Here is a 16,335-nt window from a genome sequence, read left to right as displayed (position 1 = left end):
GGCATGAAGTGATTTAAATGCCAGATTATTGGCTTCGCAGTGCTAATGGCGCTGCTAAGCTCCGCTGTCTCCATGTTTTGGGAGGGATGTGTTGTAGACAGCGGAGCATAGCAGCAAGGCTTGTACTGAGCGTAATSACASAGCYYAAAACCTCATAGAACWTAYATAGTATGAGATTATTGCGTAAGTCATTGTAAARYATAGACTTCAGGAAAGACGTCTTTCCGGTAGGAAGGCCAATATCTCAGACTTTATGCTCAAAGCTAACAAATGATTAGGTTTTGAGGAGATAGGGCCATGCGCCAAGCACAGACACTGAACGATGCGCAGCTGCGCCGTGTGATCCAGTACTGCCGCAGCAGGCGTCATCCAACTCGTGATGAAACGATCATACTGGTCAGCTTTTACGCAGGGCTGCGGGCCAAGGAGATCGCAGCGCTCACAGTTGGCAATGTGTTTGATGAAGCAGGTAACGTACGTACACAGTTCATCCTCAGCGCAGCACAAAGCAAAGGTGGGCATACACGTACGGTGTATCTCAACCAGCGTCTACGCAAAGCGCTGCTGGAGTACAGCGCATCAATCCGCACAGCCAAGCCGCATCATGCATTGTTTGAGAGTCAAAAAGGCGGGCACTTCTCAGCCAACACCATGTGTCAGCTGTTTTTAGACATTTACAAAGCGGTAGGGCTCAAGGATGCCTCAAGCCATTCGGGAAGACGCACATACATCACACGACTGGCTAACAAAGGCGTGGGAGTACGACTACTGGCTGAGCTGGCGGGGCATAGTCATATAAGCACTACCCAGAGGTATATTGACGTGAATGCTGAACAGTTGAGTGAAGCAGTGGAATTGTTGTAGATCCCTTCGGCTCTTGTTAGGCATTTTCGCAGCTCGCGGCGAATGGCATCTGTGATCCCAAAATGTATAAAAATGCAACGCAAACAAGTGTCCTCAGCCCCAGTAGGGCTGAATCTTCAATACCAGACTGTTCGGTGATACCCTGTTTTTATGGCCACTGAATTAGCATCAACCATCTATTCAACAGTATCCCGTCAATTCGTCGAGGATTGGCTTGTAGCGTTGCGTTCACTGTGCACGGAGGCTGAATACAGCTCGCTTCTGAAGCGTGCTGACTTACTAAACGATCAAATGCCGTCGCAAGGGCGGGCGACTTTGGATCAAATCGTGACGCTGTACCAACTTGCAGCAGTAGAAACTGGCGATGAAATGATGGGGCTTTGGTTGCGCCCAGTCCGTCCACGCGCCTTGCAACATCTACTGACGTCCGTCCGCGAAGCGACATCTTTGGCTTCAGCGCTTTTTCGTTTTTCGACGTTCTGGAACTTGCTACTTGATGACTATCAATTCGCATTGATTGAAGCTGAGGGCGCATTGACGCTACGGTTGGAACCCCAGGGTGAAAAGGCAGCCCAAAGGTTTGGCCATATGTTGATCCTAAAACTGGCCCATGGCTTGCTATCTTGGCTGGCTCGATATGAGGTTCCGGTTGCACGCGTTAGTTTTGCTTTTGACCGGCCAGCGTTCGAAGAAGATTACGCCGTGATCTTTCCTGTGGCGGTGCAATTCGGTCAAACAGCGACCTCGATTGCCTTTTCTTTGGATGTTTTGGAAACGGTTCAGCCGCGCTCTTCATCAGATTTGGATCGATTTCTGGAAAATGCACCGCGTGATTGGATTTTCACACGGTCACAGCAGCACACACAGTCTTTGCGTGTCCGTACATATCTGAGCCAAACTGATTGGGATAGCGCGAACCTAACGGCTGCATCACGTGCAATGCACATGGCGCCACGCACGTTGATCCGCAAATTGGAGGCTGATGGTACTACGTTTCAGGCGATCAAAGATGCCCTGCGCCGCGACATAGCAATCCGTCATTTACAAGCGGGCCAGTATTCTGTTGAGGCGATTGCGCACGAGGTAGGGCTTTCATCAGCCGCCAATTTCCACAAAGCGTTCCAGAGGTGGACTGGTAACACGCCCAGCTCTTATCGGCGCAGAAAGCCTGCAGATCACTAAGATTGTCACTTTTTGACAATCTTCTGTCATCTCATAAGATGGTGGCTACATCTCTTTGAAGGAAAATATATTATTAAATAATGGCTAAGATGAAACATTCGTAGCACTTTCTTACTTTGCGTGAGTTTGCCCTAATCCGGCAAGTTGTGACAATGCGCGTTATCAAAAGGACAAAGAATATGTCAGAAAAACTGGATGCTATTCTCGCCGCGGCGCGCACGCACGCCATTGATGTCATCGCCCCAAACGTAGACGCTTGGAATGCTTCAAAGTCATGGCCTCGCGACGCATCGGATAAGGCGGGTGCTGCAGGTCTGACAGGACTCTACGCCCCTGAAGAGTTTGGGGGGCAGGGTTTACCATTATCTGATGGCATTCAGGTGTACGAGCAGCTTGGCCTGGGAGACGGAGCCTATTCCTTTGCTTTGTCGATGCACAATATCTGTACCTTCGCGGGGTGCGGTTATGGAACGGATGCTTTTAAGGAGAATTGGGCACGTGATTTGACCTCGGGCCGCAAACTGGCGAACTTTGCACTGACAGAACCTCAGTCTGGCTCAGACCCGATGAAAATGTACACACGTGCCACAGTCAACGGTGACGGCACATGGACAATTAGCGGATCAAAAGCGTGGGTCAGCTTGGCGACTGAGGCGGACATTTATTTTACCGTCGTCAAAACCAGTGATGCTCCGGGCCATAAAGACATGGCGATGATCGCTATACCTGCAGATGCGCCAGGGATCAGCTTTGGTCCTCTATATGAAACCCCATCCTATAATTTCCTTCCCATGTCTGAGATGTATCTCGACAAAGTAGTGGTTAGCGAGGAGAACATCATCCTTCCTATCGGTCAGGGCCTACAAGGCTCGCTTATGGCTATCGACATTGCGCGAGTGTCTATTGCGTCTGGGTGCTGTGGATTAATGCAGGCCGCTCTTGATACTGCTCTATCCTATGCCAAGAACCGCAAGATGTTTGGTGGTAACAACCTCGACCTTGATGGGATTCAGTGGATGCTGGGCGAGGTGGCAACTGACTTGGAGGCATCCAAGCTGCTTTATCGTAAAGCCGCTGAAGCGCTTGGCACACCGGAGGGCCCTTTGATGGCTGCTCATGCCAAACGCTTTATCCCCGATGCTGCGGTGAAGGCTGCCAATACATGCACGCAAGTGTTAGGTGGCATGGGGCTTTTGCAGCCTTATGGGTTGGATCGTTTGTCTCGGCTAGCACAAATGCTTCGGATTGTTGATGGCACGACTGAGATCAGTCGCGTCGTGATTGGTCGCGCTTTGCAAAAGCGTGCAGCAAGCTTGCCAGATTTAAAAGTGCCCAAAGGATTTGGCGAGGCTGAAGAGGCTATTGCTGCTGAGTAATCAGCCCTAATTGGTTGAGAATGAAAGTGGTCGTTCATAATGGAATTGCGAACAACCTTTCATTGACGAACAGAGGACCTCGCCACACAATGCAATGCAAGAAATGCTCGGCCTCCATCAACGTTATAGCCTTTAATTAATCGCGGGTTTCGGTGTGAGCATCAAGCTCATCCCGCGATAGCTCATACCTCCTGCCCGTAAGCATGTCCTTCTTCAAGCGCGGCGTAAGATGGCTGTAGTGCCGCTCAATCATACCGATTGATGTGCCCATCTGTACGGCAAGCGCATGTATATCCATCCCATCGTTGAGTAGGGCAAAGGTCGCATAGGTGTGGCGCAGGCTATACAGGGTTCTGTTCTGCCCTGTGCGTGGGCATGTGATCAGCCCTGTGTCTGTGAGGAACTTGCGGAAGGTCTGGTGGATGTTCTTTGACACAGTACCATCGGGCAATCTGAACACTGGCAAATCTACTCGCTGCTTGAGTAGATCTTCAAAGGGTAGGTGCCGTATGTCCTCTGAGCGCTCGTGTATGCGCTTGAGATAGTTGATCGTGCCTGACCTGCAGATGATATCCCTTCGCCCAGTTTTGCCTGACACGCTCATCTCTAGGTACTGCTGACCACCGTCCTCAAACAGCGTCACATGCTTCCACTTGAGGTTCAGCGCCTCTGTGCCATGCCGCATGCCCGTATTGGCCATGATCAACACGTAGTCCCGCATAAGGTGCCGCATGTCTGTGGGTTTGCCTGACTTGCCTGCGTTAATCCAGCTGGGCAGCTTGCGGATCAGAGTGGCGTATTCTTCACGGGTGAAGTCTGGGCGGCGCTCGCTCTTCTCGCCACGGTTCACCAGCAGTGGCACATTCTTGTGCGCGATAAATCCCCGCGCCACTGCTTCTTCAAATACACGGTTCATGGCCGAGTTGTGGGTGTTAAGCGTACTAGCCTTTGGCTCACGGCCCATCTTAGCCCGCCGCCAATCGTAGAACTGCTGCACCTTCTCATAATCAATTGTGGTCACATACTGTGCACCAAAGAACGGGATCAGGTAACGCTCAATACACACGATGTAGTCTGCAAACACTTTGCGCCCTAAACCCGCATCCAGCTGCTTGCGCATATCTGCAATGGCCAGCTTGGCTACATCAGAGAACTTCTTGGTGACTACAGGCAGATCGTTTTTGTGGCGGAACTTGTATTCCAAAAACGTGTCGCGGGCATATTCCTTGGCCTCAGCTAAGTCACGCTTGCCCGTGCTGATGCGGATTGTGTGGCCGTCAATTACAAAGGCAGCCTGCCAACGCTTGCTGCGCTCGCGCCGATACACCCGCACCTCGCCGTCCAGTATCAGATGTGTATCGTCACGCAGCTGCCGCATGTCCCGCTCCTTGCCATAACACTAAGGCAGGGCGCACCAACAAGTCTACGAAAGTGTGTGTTTCTTTGGTGGCGGACGTTCGCTGCGTTCTGCATCAAGGTCTGCTACGCGGACTTTCCGGCTGTTCACTTTTCGGGCTTCGCGAAAGCAGCATCTGTTTGCATGCACGACGTCATGGAACCTTTACAAAACTGTCAAGTAAGTTTTGTCTTCTTCACGTATCGAGGACACGGGATGGCGGGCTCAAGGGCCTAGCTGCAGGTGCCTTTTCAGCCACCTGACTGGCTGCGTTTTATAAGGTTTTCTTGCCCCTTCACCGCCCAACCAGGTTTTTTTGCCTAATTGGCAATCATCTTTGAAAGGAACAGGAATGCCCCGTATCACACTGAGCAGCGTCATTGCTTCGCTGGCACTGACGACTGCAGCCACTGCGGAAACAAAAATCGAACTTTGGCACGCCATGGGCGGCGCCCTCGGCGAGACGGTCAACCAGATTGCCGAAAACTTCAACGCGTCCCAGGACGAGGTGCAGTTGACACCCGTTTTCAAGGGCAGCTACGAGGAGACACTCACGGCTGGCATCGCGGCCTTCCGCGCGGGCGAGCAGCCTCACATCATGCAGGTTTTCGACGCTGGTGCGGCGACGGTAATTGGCGCAAAAGGTGCAACAGTCCCAGTTCAGGATTTGCTGGCTGATAACGGCGTAGACTTCAAGATCGAAGACTACATCTCGGGTGTCCGCTACTTCTTTGCAGACAGTGACGGCAAGATGATCGGCATGCCGTTCAACTCGTCCTCGCCTATCATGTACTACAACGTAGACGCTCTGGAAGCGGCTGGCGTGACACCGCCTGCAACCTGGGAAGAATTCCAGGAAACAACGGCACCCGCGCTTGCTAACGCAGGCTACATCCCGCTTGCACAGTCTCACTTGCCATGGATCTTCACAGAGAACTTCATGTCTCGTCACAACCTACCGTTCGCAACAAACGACAATGGATATGACGGTTTAGAAACTGAGATCCTCGTCAACAATGACTCGATCAAGGCGCATTTCACAGCGCTGACAGAGTGGCAGGAAAGCGGCTTTTTCGAATGGTATGGCACTGGCTGGGGCGACAACCAGACACCTTTCGAAGAAGGCAAAGTCGCGATCTGGCTTGGTTCTTCGGGATCATTCGGCGGCCTATCTAAAAAGGACCTCGGATTTGATTTTTCAGCGACGTATCTGCCGTATTGGGAAGCCGTCACAACAGAGCCAAAGCAGACATTCATTGGCGGCGCCGCCCTGTTTGCGATGTCCGGTAAATCCGACGCAGAGAATGCAGCCACCGCAAAGTTCTTTGAGTATCTGACAGCACCCGAAACGCAGGTCTTCTGGCACAAAGAAACAGGCTATGTGCCGATCACCGAAGCGGCGTATGAATTGGCTGCTGCCGAAGGGTATTACCAGGAACAGCCAGCGGCAGAAATTGGCATCAAGCAGCTGTCGCTCGACGCTGGTGAAAACACGCGCGGCTACCGCATGGGCTTTTATGTCCAGATCCGCGACGTGATGAACCGTGAATATGGCCGTATCCTGACCGGTGAAACCTCTGTCGAAGACGCGTTCTCAACCATCGAAGAAGAAGCCAACCAGCTGCTGGCGCGCTTCGCAAAGACACAGGGCTAAGGCCTCTTCTAAAGTAAACAAGCGGTCGCCTTTAGGGGCGGCCGGTCTTTTGTGGTAAAAGGAACACTGATGAAACGCGCCGGATTCACAACCATATCACTGCCTGTGTTATTGTTGCTGCCACAGCTTGTGATCATCGCGGTGTTTTTTTACTGGCCGACGGTTGTTGCGATTCACTCCTCTTTTTACCTGCAAGATCCATTTGGTTTCGGATCCACATTTGTGGGTCTGGAAAACTATGCCGACCTCCTTTCAAGTCGAGAATACCGCAAGATTGCCTGGTTCACGGTGGTCTTCTCCGGGTTGGTGACGTTCTTCTCGCTTGCCATCGCCCTGGTTCTCGCGGTCAAGGCGGATAAGGTCCTGCGGGGCGCGAAAACATACCGCACCTTGTTAATGTGGGTCTATGCGGTTGCGCCGCCTGTCGCTGGCTTTATCGCGGTGATCATGTTCAACCAAAGCTGGGGGCCACTTACGGAATTCTTTGGCCTTTTTGGTCATCGGTTTATGGTCGGCGTGAATTTCAATGATACAGCCTTTTCGATGGTCCTCGCGTCGGTCTGGAAGCAAGTGCCGGTCAATTTCATCTTTTTCCTTTCCGGTTTGCAGTCGATCCCACGCTCTGTGCGAGAGGCTGCATTGATCGATAACCGCTCCGCCTCGGGCCGGTTTTGGGACGTCACATTTCCACTGCTCGCGCCAACAGGTTTCTTTTTGTTGATTATCAATATCACCTATTCGCTCTTCGACACGTTCGGTATCGTCGACACGGTGGTGAAAGGTGAGCCGGGCAACAACCCCATGACGCTGGTATACAAAGTCTATGTGGACGGGTTTCGGGGCAATGACCTTGGTGGATCGTCGGCACAGTCGGTGATTTTGATGGTCCTCGTGCTTGCGTTAACCATATTCCAGTTCCGGCTGATCGAACGCCGCATTCACTACACCTGAGGAACACGGAAGATGCGCAAACCCAAGCTCTCGACCTTAATCGATCACGCAGTCCTGATTGCGGGCAGCCTGTTTATGATGCTTCCACTGTTGATGGTTCTACAGATGACGACGATTCCGGATACAGAAATCATCCGGACCGGCCCCTCGCTGACCATCGGCGATCAGTTCGATGATAACTTCACGAAAGCCATGTTTGAGGCCTCTGGTTTTTCTGGCGAGAACACCGGCCTTTCGATGCTAAAGAACAGCATGATCCTTGGCATGGGTTTCGCCGTCGGCAAGATCGTGATTGGCATGATGGCGGCCTATGCGATTGTCTATTTCCGTCTGCGCTTTGCCACGCTGGCGTTCTGGCTGATATTCACAACGCTTTTGTTACCGCTAGAGGTGCGCATTCTGCCTTCCTACGAGGTGGTGCAGTGGCTTGGAATGCTGAACACCTATCAAGGTCTGATCATACCGTTGATTGCGTCAGCCACCGCGACCTTTTTCTTCCGGCAGTTCTTTCGGTCTGTCCCCGAGGAACTGGTGGAGGCCGCGCGGATTGATGGGGCAGGCCCCGTCAAATTCTTCATCGATATTCTTGTGCCGCTTAGCCAAACGATGATTGCCGCGATGTTTATCATCATGTTCGTTTACGGCTGGAACCAATACCTCTGGCCGACCATGATCACCACGGATGAAGACATGTACACGCTGGTGCGCGGTATCAAGCAGATTGTCCAAGTCTTGGAGGGTGCGGTTGTGCCGGAATTCGGACGCTCCAATGTTCTGGCCCTTGTGGCAGTCATTCCACCCGTCCTCGTGGTCGTTTTTTTCCAAAGCTGGTTCGTCAAGGGCCTGACTGAATCCGACAAATAGGCAAAAGATATGGCACAGGTGCAACTCAACAACATCGGCAAGACCTACCCAAACGGGTTCGAGGCGCTGCATCCCACCACATTTGAAATTGCGGAGGGCGAGTTTTGTGTTCTTGTCGGTCCGTCGGGCTGTGGCAAATCCACGCTGTTGCGCATGGTCGCGGGGCTAGAGGACATCACCGCCGGCGAGTTGCAGATAGCGGGCCGTGTCGTCAATCACATCGACCCAGCAGACCGTGACATCGCGATGGTGTTTCAGAACTACGCGCTTTACCCACATATGACCGTACGCAAGAACATCGGTTACGGCTTAAAGAACCGTGGCATTTCAAAGGATGAGATCGCGCGTAAAGTGGATGAGGCCACCGCGATGCTGAACCTTGGCGACTACCTTGATCGTAAGCCGAGCCAACTTTCTGGCGGTCAACGCCAGCGTGTAGCGATGGGCCGCGCTATTGTGCGTGACCCGGCACTGTTCTTGTTTGATGAGCCGCTGTCGAACCTTGACGCTAAACTGCGCAACCAGATGCGGATTGAAATCAAGGCCCTGCAACGCCGCCTCGGCGTCACATCTATCTACGTGACCCATGATCAGGTTGAGGCGATGACGATGGCCGACAGGATCATCGTCATGAATGCAGGCAGGATTGAACAGATCGGCACGCCAGCAGAGGTGTACCACAACCCTGCGTCAATCTTTGTGGCTTCTTTTATGGGGGCACCACCGATGAATCTGCTTTCTGCATCGGCTGTGGATGGTGCGGTCAAGCTCGGCGATCAGACGATCTGTCAAACGCAGCACCAAGGCCCTGTGACCGCGGGAATTCGCCCCGAGGCATTCGTTCTCGACGCGACAGGTCCGTTTATCATGGATGTTCAAATTGTCGAGGAACTTGGCGCGCATCGTTTGCTGCACGGCACATTAAACGATGAAAACGTGACAGTGCATATCGACAACGAGGTCACGGCTGTAGCGGGTCCGCAAAGGCTATCGGTGAGGCCTGAGGCAGTTTGTCTTTTCAACGTAATGGACGGTCAGCGTTTATCATGCTCGCCGTAAGCGAATTGGAACCGGTGAGCCCCGATGACCGCGCCCGCATCCTCGCTGCGCCGCGCACCAGCGCTGCGCATCGTGGGTTGCTGGCTAGCTTGCCAGGTATGAATGCTGTGCAATGTGGCGGTGCCGCCTACGCAGAGCAGCTCCCCGAGACATTTCCAATCCTGGCCTGGAATCTCGAACGATGCCTTTTCCCCGAAGACAGCGCCGCCCACCTATCGGACATCGGGCCTCAAATCGTTCTCTTGTCCGAAATGGACCATGGCATGGCGCGGACAAAGCAGCGCCACACCACTGCAGATATGGCGCAAGCCCTGGGTATGACCTACGCCTTTGGGGTCGAATTTTTCGAGATGGATCTTGGCGGTGAGACTGAGCGCGCCTTTTGTGCAGATGAATTTAACACCTGCGGCTGGCACGGCAATGCGATCCTCAGTGCGGTGCCATTTGAGAGGGTAACGATGATCCGTCTTGACGATCATGGCCATTGGTTTACGCAAAACGCCGATGTTGACGCGGGCCAACCCCGTGTCGGAGGACGCAATGCAATCGCGGGCGTGGTTCAAACAGCAAATGGATCGCTGTGCGTCGTTTCCACCCATCTTGAAAGCAACGCAGATGGTCCCCACCGCGCGAAGCAGTTTGACATTCTGATGGCAGCCGTCGATGAGTTTGCCCCTGGCCTGCCCATAGTGATCGGTGGCGATCTGAACACCGGCAACCACATGCCGCCCGATTTCGATTGGCGCCGTGAGGCGCTTTTCGCTAACGCTGTGTCGCAAGGCTACGATTGGTCCTTCACTGCTGAAGGGATGACAACCCGGCCAAGTCTTATCACGCCGCACCCAACTCGCCAGATGAAACTGGATTGGATTTGCGGTCGCGGGGTAAGTTGCGGCTTAACAGGTATACTCCCGTCAACTGATCTCGCAGAGAGGCCGTTATCTGACCACGACGCGGTATTTGCAACTGTTTCAGTCGACCTACCCTGAAAATTGCGAACGACTGCTTTGAAATAGACGTTTGGATTTCAGAGTTTAGTGGTAGAATAAGTATTGACCCATACACACAAAAGCCCGCTGTTACGTTCCTTGTGTTCCCAGCCATGTTCAACCAAAAATCCGCCAACACAGTGTCCGCAACACAGCACGAGCCAACACTGTGTTCAACACCGTGATTCAGCGTCTAAAATACTCAGCAACACGGCAAAAAGTGTGTTTATGGTGTGTTTTTGAAAAACACAACTTAAGCGTGTATGGCGCTCGACTAAGTCATTGTTATTGCTTGATAAATGGTGCCCGGGGGCGGAATCGAACCACCGACACGAGGATTTTCAATGGAGGCGGTGTAAATTGTATGTTTAAAATCAATAATTTACGTGGCGAAATTTTTGGTGTGTGCGCAAGTGTGTTTTTGGTGTCATTTTAAGTGTAGGGCGGAAATGCTGTGTTGGACACGGTAGTCTTAAGAGTTTGATTCTAACACACTGTTCAACATTCAAAAAGACGCAAGACTGGACACGGACTAAATAAAATGGACGTTCACTCGGACTATTGTTTATGGCCGAAGTGCGGACAAAGCGCTCTTTCGCTGCAGGTACGCCAATGGCCGTTTTCGGAATAACACCTTCGGCGAACAGGCCACAGCTGTCGTATCTGTAGTCCACAAAAAAACGATGGCTCCCTTGCATGATTACAAGTTTGTCTTTTCCGGCCGTTCGGTGCGCAAAAGCTGGCTTTCGCCGTTGGCACCGCTCATGCCGCCGGGTCATGAAATGAAACATAAACCTGCCGCCGACCACGCAAACTCCCGCTTGCTCTGAACCACCGGACCCGTTCACGCAACCATTTTTGCGGAATTGTCTACGGGCCCCTTTGATCGCTTAAAGAACACGTAATACAGCACCGGTGCGGCAACCATCGTCAGCAGGGATGCGAAGGCTAGTCCGCCCATAATGGTTGCGGCCATGGACTGGAAAAAAGCATCCCAAAGAAGCGGCAACATGCCGAGGATCGTCGTTGCCGCCGCAAGAAACACCGGCCGCAAGCGCGATGTCGAAGCGGTTACAATGGCGTCTTCCAGTGGCATGTCGGGGTCGGCCTTTCGTGTGAGGTCGATCTCTTCGACCAGCACGATCCCATTTTTGATCAACATGCCGGACAGCGACAAGAGGCCAAGAAGCGCGGTGAAGGTGAATGGCAAACCAGTGCCCAACAGTGCAAGGCTAACCCCGTTGACCGACATTGGCACCAATAGCCAGATGATAAGCGGCTGACGCAGAGCGTTGAACAGAAGAACGGTGATGAGCACCATAATGATAATGCTCATCGGGAGCTGGGAGCCGAGAGAGGCCTGCGCATCAGTTGAGCTTTCGTATTCGCCCCCCCATTCCATCGTATACCCATCCGGAATGGACATATCTTCAATGGTGGCGCGCACTTCGGCCAGAACTCCGGCTGCCGTCAGGTTGCGGGGGATATCGGCACCAACAGTGATGACATTCGCGCGGTCACGGCGAAATACCAACGTATCCTGCGGCTCGAACCTGAACCCGTCGATCGCCTGCGCCATCGGCACCAAAGTATCGTTGCTTTCGGAATAGATGACGTGGTCCATCAGCGACAGGCCCGCATCCGGCGCGGTGCGCAGAATGATCGGGATTTGGCGGTCGCCCTCACGAAACACGCCAGCCGCGGTGCCTTCGGTGGCGAACTGCAAGATGCTGGTGATGTCGGAGCGTGAAATGCCGGACTCCTGAGCACGGTCTCCGGCATAGATCGGGCGCAGCACCAGTTCTTTTTCACGCCAGTCATAACGGGGGGATATAATGTTGGGGGACGCGGCACTCAGCCGCTCAACGGCTTCGTCCGCCAGATCACGCAGGACCGCCGGATCAGCGCCGGAAAACCGCACTTCGATCGGGGCACCGCCACCGGGGCCGAATGCCAGACGTTTGACGCGGAATTCACCCTGCGGAACTGCTTCCACTGCAAAGGCCTCCAGCTCGTCCATTTCGGACTGGATCACGTCCAGCGTGGTGACGCGGACGATCAGGTGGCCATAGCTGGGGTTGGGGTCTTCGCTGTCGTAAGTCAGCATGAAACGCGACGCGCCCATACCGGAATAGGACGTCACGGCGATCACGTCGTCGCGTTCAACCAGCCAATTCTCCAGCGTTTGCATGTCGCTGGACGTCTGATCGATGCCGGCGCCTTGGGGCAGTTTATAGTTCACGAAATAGAGCGGCGTGTTGCTGTCAGGAAAGAACTGCTGCTTGATTTGGCCAAACATGGCATAACAAACCACCGTCGTGCCGATAAGTCCGACAAGAACCAGCCAGCGCAGTTTGAGGCTGGCACGCAGCAGACTGGCATAGCCGCGGAAGATGGCACCATCGTAGCCGCCGCTCGCGCCCTTTTCACCTTGGCGGAAAAAGTAGTGGCCCAGCAGCGGGGTAACGGTGATTGCCAGAACCCACGACGACATCAGCGAAATGGCAATGACGGCAAATAAAGAGAACAGGAATTCGCCCGTCGCATCGGGACTCAGGCCGATCCCGGCAAAGGCCATGATGCCGATGACCGTGGCCCCGAGAAGTGGGATTTGCGTCTTGCTGGCTGCCTCGGTCGAGGCTTCACGGGATGTCTGGCCGCGCTGCATATTGATCTGCATGCCTTCTGCGACGACGATGGCGTTATCCACCAGCATCCCCATCGCGATGATCAACGCGCCAAGCGAGATGCGTTCCATTTCAATGGAGCCAAGCGCCATGAAGAACAAAGTGCCGACGACGGTGAGTAATAGTGTTACCCCGACAACCACAGCCGCCCGCCAACCCATGAAAACGGCGAGCACGATGATCACGATGGCTACCGACATGGCGAGGTTCACAAGAAAGGAGTTCGAGGCTTCCTCGACGACGACGTGTTGTTGGTAGATGGGTTCGATCGTAATACCGACGGGGATGGATTGTTTTAGCAGTTCCAGTCTTGCGTCGACGGCATGGCCAACTTCGACGATGTTTTCTGTCGAAAGGCCCGCAACGCCAAGACTGAACGCTTCAACTCCATTGTGGCGGAGAATCAGATCGGGGTTGTCTTCGCGTCCACGGTAAACATCTGCGAAATCTGACAGGTTCACGATCTGCCCGCCAACACCAACGGAAAGCGCCGCAATGGCTGAAACACTGTCAGACCCGTCAGGGCGTTGAATAAGTGTGCGGCCTTCGGCGTCCTGAATAGACCCGCCTTCGACAATTTCATCGGCGTTGGCCAGCGCGGCCTGCATCATGGCAGGCGGAATGCCTAGCGATGTGGACAGCGCCAGATCGGGCTCAACATAGATGCGTTCGTTTGGTGCGCCGGAAATCACCGCATCGGCGACGCCCTCAACCGAGAGCACCTCTCGCCGTAAGAAATCAGCCAGATTATTGATTTCACGATCACTGAAGCCGGGCGCGGTGATCGCATAGTAGAGTCCATAAACATCGCCGAAACTGTCATTGACATAGGGCGCGGTTGCCCCGCTTGGTAACGCGGCCTCACTGACCCGATTGCGAAGTTTTGTCCAAATACTTGGCAGCTCGCTGCCGTCGTAATGATCTTCCATCTCCACGGTGATCCACGACAGCGCCGGTTGGTTCATGGTTTCGATCAGCTTGACCTCACCCATCTTTTGAATGGCTGATTCAATAGGCTCGGACACTTCCGTCGCGACTTCTTCTGCAGAGGCGCCGGGATATTGTGTGACAACAATAGCCACTTTGATCGTAAACGCAGGGTCTTCGAGCCGCCCGAGCGATGAGAACCCCCAGATGCCACCCAACAGACACATCAGGATTACGATCCAAGTGTAGATCGGATTAACAATAGAGAAACGAGCAACATCCATGATCGGCCCTTAGCCCCCGAAACCGGTGAAACGGCGTACGTCTTGGCCATCGACAAGTGTAGATGCGCCAACGGCGACAATCTCTTGCCCGACCTCTAGTCCGGACAGGATTTCGACCTCACCACTCTCGGTGGCAGCAATCTCAACGGGCGTATGTGTGACTGTGCCCTCGATGCCGCCCGTCGGAATGAACACCATAACGCTGGTGCTACCGTCATTGCCGATGACAATCGCGGACGCCGGAACGAGTATCGGGGCATCGTCGGCGAACAAGCTAGCCGTGACCTTGACTGACGATCCGGGCCAGACGGTCAAATCATTCTTTGGCGCCATGCCAAGCGTGATTGAATAGGTTTGGCCGACCGCAGCCGTTTCTGCGTTCACTTCCTTTACCGCGAGGGGGTACCGGTTCGGATTACCCGTAAACTCGGCGTAAATCTCGATGTTTGGGTCGCGGCCCGCTTGTTGAAACAAGGTCTCGGGCACTTCGATTTCGATCCGCAGATCGGACATGTCATGCAACCGCACAACCGGCATTCCGGCGCTCGTGGTTGAAAAATTCGGCACCAGACGTGAAGCGACCAGTGCCTCGAAAGGCGCGTGCAAGGTGGCTTGTTCCAGCGCGCGTTCAGCATTGCGCATCGCAACGCTGGCTAGTTCGACTTGCGTTTCGGCGTCCTGAACTGCGGTCTGGCTCACGGCGCTGCCTTCCAGTTGGCGATACCGGTCCAATGTGCGATTGGCCTGATCGCTATTAAGGCGGGCCTCTTCCAGGGCCAGCTCGAACGGGACAAGATCAAGGCTGGCAACCAAACCGCCTTTGGGCACATCAGCGCCTTCATCCACCGGGAAATCAATGATTTGCCCCGAAACCTGAAAGGCCAAATCCACGGTTTCCCGTGCGACGACATGGCCGAAGAAAGTACGGCTGAGACCAGACCCCGAGGCTTCAACGGTTTCAATTTTCACAATGGATGTCTGCGCTTCGCTTTGATGTGGCAACGCCAAGACAAAAGCGGTCGCAATACCTTGCACCACCAGCTTCAACCGTTTCATTTTGACCCTTTCATACCGCAACAGATGACTGGGCTTGGTTCCCGAGTTCAAAAACTAAACTAATCAGTTCAATCCAGCTCAGCAACCATGGATTTGGGCTTTGGGGATAAAGCCGTGTCATTTAGGCCATATGCCTTTTGATCCGCGTGGCTCGGCGACTTCTTTGGTTCTGTTTCGGGTGCAACGCGTTGGGACAACCGTCTGATCACAATTCTATCAAAACAGTCGTTTGTCCTTGAGGCAGCATCGGTCAAAATGGACTCTTTCTCGCCGTTCGCTGCGTCTTGGACCAACGACCGCTTTGCAAAAGTTTAAGAAGTCACCTTCTAAGGCATACCTCTCTGCCAGACCTTCAACCAAAAATTACAAGTCTTCATGAACTCAATATATGTTTGTTTCCATCCAAAAAGCAGCGTAGCGCAATAACCCTAGTTGCTCGCTACACTGACATGAAAGCAGCATACCCTTGGCCCTACAGCCTGCGCACAGACGCTGTGTGACGCCACAATACTCAGTTGCCAGATATTGGTCCCTGCGCGCCTTGCGGCTTGAGCTTGTCGTAGTCTGCCTGTGATGTTGCAGTTGATAGGGCTGTGGGCATGCCGCCACTTGCAGCGTCTGGCCCCGCCTGTTGTTGACTTGGCACATTCGACTTTGGAACAGGTGGAGCTGCAATGGCTTTGCCAATACGTGACTTTGGCTGTTTCTTTGGCTTTACCTGTCCACCCTTGAGGCGCGTCTCAAGCTTGTTGGCCAAGAAGCTTGTGGTGTTTGCAAAAGTCTTAATGTCTTCAATGGCTTGATCCAGCTGAACGCTAGCTGAAGCCTTCTCAATCACATCTATCAGTCGGCGTAGTTCCTCGCGGTCAGTCATGTGCGCACCCAGTTGAAGAGAGTGGGGTTAGTAAAAGACCACCCAGACTTGATAAGTACTTCCCTAGAAAAATCCGCAGCGCAGATTTTTGCGGCTGCAGGGGGAATTTCGGATGAGACACGTCATAAATGACGCTGCAATGATTAAACCGCATTATACCGCCATCCGTTCC

General features: G+C 53.5%; 12 protein-coding genes. 8 read left to right on the top strand and 4 right to left on the bottom strand.

All coding sequences use genetic code 11. The features are described from left to right. Window positions 1-297 precede the first annotated feature (297 nt). The 3 genes from NIG5292_RS12220 (at window position 298) to NIG5292_RS12210 (ending at window position 3,422) form a co-directional block, all read left to right on the top strand. Window positions 298-864 (top strand): tyrosine-type recombinase/integrase, encoded by a 567-nt coding sequence (locus NIG5292_RS12220; protein WP_048599824.1) that lies wholly within the window; start codon window positions 298-300, stop codon window positions 862-864. Between the two features lie 150 nt (window positions 865-1,014). Then, window positions 1,015-2,046 (top strand): AraC family transcriptional regulator, encoded by a 1,032-nt coding sequence (locus NIG5292_RS12215; protein ID WP_048599823.1) that lies wholly within the window; start codon window positions 1,015-1,017, stop codon window positions 2,044-2,046. Between the two features lie 179 nt (window positions 2,047-2,225). Continuing rightward, window positions 2,226-3,422: an acyl-CoA dehydrogenase family protein gene (locus NIG5292_RS12210; protein ID WP_048599822.1), complete on the top strand. Its 1,197-nt coding sequence runs from the start codon at window positions 2,226-2,228 to the stop codon at window positions 3,420-3,422. A 136-nt stretch (window positions 3,423-3,558) separates the two neighbouring features. Here NIG5292_RS12210 and NIG5292_RS12205 read toward each other — a convergent pair whose 3' ends face one another. Continuing rightward, the gene (locus NIG5292_RS12205) at window positions 3,559-4,800 is read right to left on the bottom strand and encodes a tyrosine-type recombinase/integrase (RefSeq protein ID WP_048599821.1); all 1,242 of its coding nucleotides are present in this window, start codon (window positions 4,798-4,800) and stop codon (window positions 3,559-3,561) included. A 370-nt stretch (window positions 4,801-5,170) separates the two neighbouring features. Between NIG5292_RS12205 and NIG5292_RS12200 the strand changes: the two genes are divergently transcribed. The 5 genes from NIG5292_RS12200 to NIG5292_RS12180 all read left to right on the top strand — a co-directional run bounded on the left by NIG5292_RS12200 (window position 5,171) and on the right by NIG5292_RS12180 (window position 10,335). Then, window positions 5,171-6,472 carry an extracellular solute-binding protein gene (locus NIG5292_RS12200; protein ID WP_048599820.1) on the top strand — a complete coding sequence of 434 codons (1,302 nt, stop codon included), beginning with the start codon at window positions 5,171-5,173 and terminating at the stop codon, window positions 6,470-6,472. 69 nt (window positions 6,473-6,541) lie between these two features. Beyond that, window positions 6,542-7,423 carry an ABC transporter permease subunit gene (locus NIG5292_RS12195; RefSeq protein WP_048599819.1) on the top strand — a complete coding sequence of 294 codons (882 nt, stop codon included), beginning with the start codon at window positions 6,542-6,544 and terminating at the stop codon, window positions 7,421-7,423. Window positions 7,424-7,435: 12 nt separating this feature from the next. Next, a complete protein-coding gene (locus NIG5292_RS12190; protein ID WP_048599818.1) occupies window positions 7,436-8,287 on the top strand; it encodes an ABC transporter permease subunit in 852 nt (283 codons plus the stop codon). Window positions 8,288-8,296: 9 nt separating this feature from the next. After that, window positions 8,297-9,346 carry an ABC transporter ATP-binding protein gene (locus tag NIG5292_RS12185; protein ID WP_048599817.1) on the top strand — a complete coding sequence of 350 codons (1,050 nt, stop codon included), beginning with the start codon at window positions 8,297-8,299 and terminating at the stop codon, window positions 9,344-9,346. Beyond that, window positions 9,334-10,335 carry an endonuclease/exonuclease/phosphatase family protein gene (locus NIG5292_RS12180; protein ID WP_048599816.1) on the top strand — a complete coding sequence of 334 codons (1,002 nt, stop codon included), beginning with the start codon at window positions 9,334-9,336 and terminating at the stop codon, window positions 10,333-10,335. Before NIG5292_RS12185 ends, NIG5292_RS12180 begins: the two co-directional genes overlap by 13 nt. A gap of 844 nt (window positions 10,336-11,179) precedes the next feature. On the opposite strand, the gene NIG5292_RS12175 is transcribed toward NIG5292_RS12180, so the two are convergent. From NIG5292_RS12175 to NIG5292_RS12160, 3 genes are all read right to left on the bottom strand, one after another. Beyond that, complete coding sequence (locus NIG5292_RS12175; protein WP_048599815.1) at window positions 11,180-14,233, bottom strand: efflux RND transporter permease subunit; 3,054 nt, start codon at window positions 14,231-14,233, stop codon at window positions 11,180-11,182. 9 nt (window positions 14,234-14,242) lie between these two features. Beyond that, the gene (locus NIG5292_RS12170) at window positions 14,243-15,289 is read right to left on the bottom strand and encodes an efflux RND transporter periplasmic adaptor subunit (RefSeq protein WP_038003978.1); all 1,047 of its coding nucleotides are present in this window, start codon (window positions 15,287-15,289) and stop codon (window positions 14,243-14,245) included. Between the two features lie 511 nt (window positions 15,290-15,800). Further along, complete coding sequence (locus NIG5292_RS12160) at window positions 15,801-16,163, bottom strand: hypothetical protein (RefSeq protein ID WP_048599813.1); 363 nt, start codon at window positions 16,161-16,163, stop codon at window positions 15,801-15,803. Window positions 16,164-16,335: the final 172 nt, after the last annotated feature.

Origin of the sequence: Nereida ignava (assembly GCF_001049735.1) — a bacterium.
GTDB lineage: Bacteria > Pseudomonadota > Alphaproteobacteria > Rhodobacterales > Rhodobacteraceae > Nereida > Nereida ignava.
Note: the sequence above shows the minus strand (reverse complement) of the source record. Positions and strands in the feature narration are given on the sequence as shown.

What these genes read in the sequence shown, in the direction of transcription:
- NIG5292_RS12205 (WP_048599821.1), bottom strand. Translation starts at nt 4,800, where the DNA reads ATGCGGCAGCTGCGTGACGATACACATCTGATACTGGACGGCGAGGTG.
- NIG5292_RS12200 (WP_048599820.1), top strand. Translation starts at nt 5,171, where the DNA reads ATGCCCCGTATCACACTGAGCAGCGTCATTGCTTCGCTGGCACTGACG.
- NIG5292_RS12160 (WP_048599813.1), bottom strand. Translation starts at nt 16,163, where the DNA reads ATGACTGACCGCGAGGAACTACGCCGACTGATAGATGTGATTGAGAAG.
- NIG5292_RS12215 (WP_048599823.1), top strand. Translation starts at nt 1,015, where the DNA reads ATGGCCACTGAATTAGCATCAACCATCTATTCAACAGTATCCCGTCAA.
- NIG5292_RS12180 (WP_048599816.1), top strand. Translation starts at nt 9,334, where the DNA reads ATGCTCGCCGTAAGCGAATTGGAACCGGTGAGCCCCGATGACCGCGCC.
- NIG5292_RS12195 (WP_048599819.1), top strand. Translation starts at nt 6,542, where the DNA reads ATGAAACGCGCCGGATTCACAACCATATCACTGCCTGTGTTATTGTTG.
- NIG5292_RS12190 (WP_048599818.1), top strand. Translation starts at nt 7,436, where the DNA reads ATGCGCAAACCCAAGCTCTCGACCTTAATCGATCACGCAGTCCTGATT.
- NIG5292_RS12175 (WP_048599815.1), bottom strand. Translation starts at nt 14,233, where the DNA reads ATGGATGTTGCTCGTTTCTCTATTGTTAATCCGATCTACACTTGGATC.
- NIG5292_RS12185 (WP_048599817.1), top strand. Translation starts at nt 8,297, where the DNA reads ATGGCACAGGTGCAACTCAACAACATCGGCAAGACCTACCCAAACGGG.
- NIG5292_RS12210 (WP_048599822.1), top strand. Translation starts at nt 2,226, where the DNA reads ATGTCAGAAAAACTGGATGCTATTCTCGCCGCGGCGCGCACGCACGCC.
- NIG5292_RS12220 (WP_048599824.1), top strand. Translation starts at nt 298, where the DNA reads ATGCGCCAAGCACAGACACTGAACGATGCGCAGCTGCGCCGTGTGATC.
- NIG5292_RS12170 (WP_038003978.1), bottom strand. Translation starts at nt 15,289, where the DNA reads ATGAAACGGTTGAAGCTGGTGGTGCAAGGTATTGCGACCGCTTTTGTC.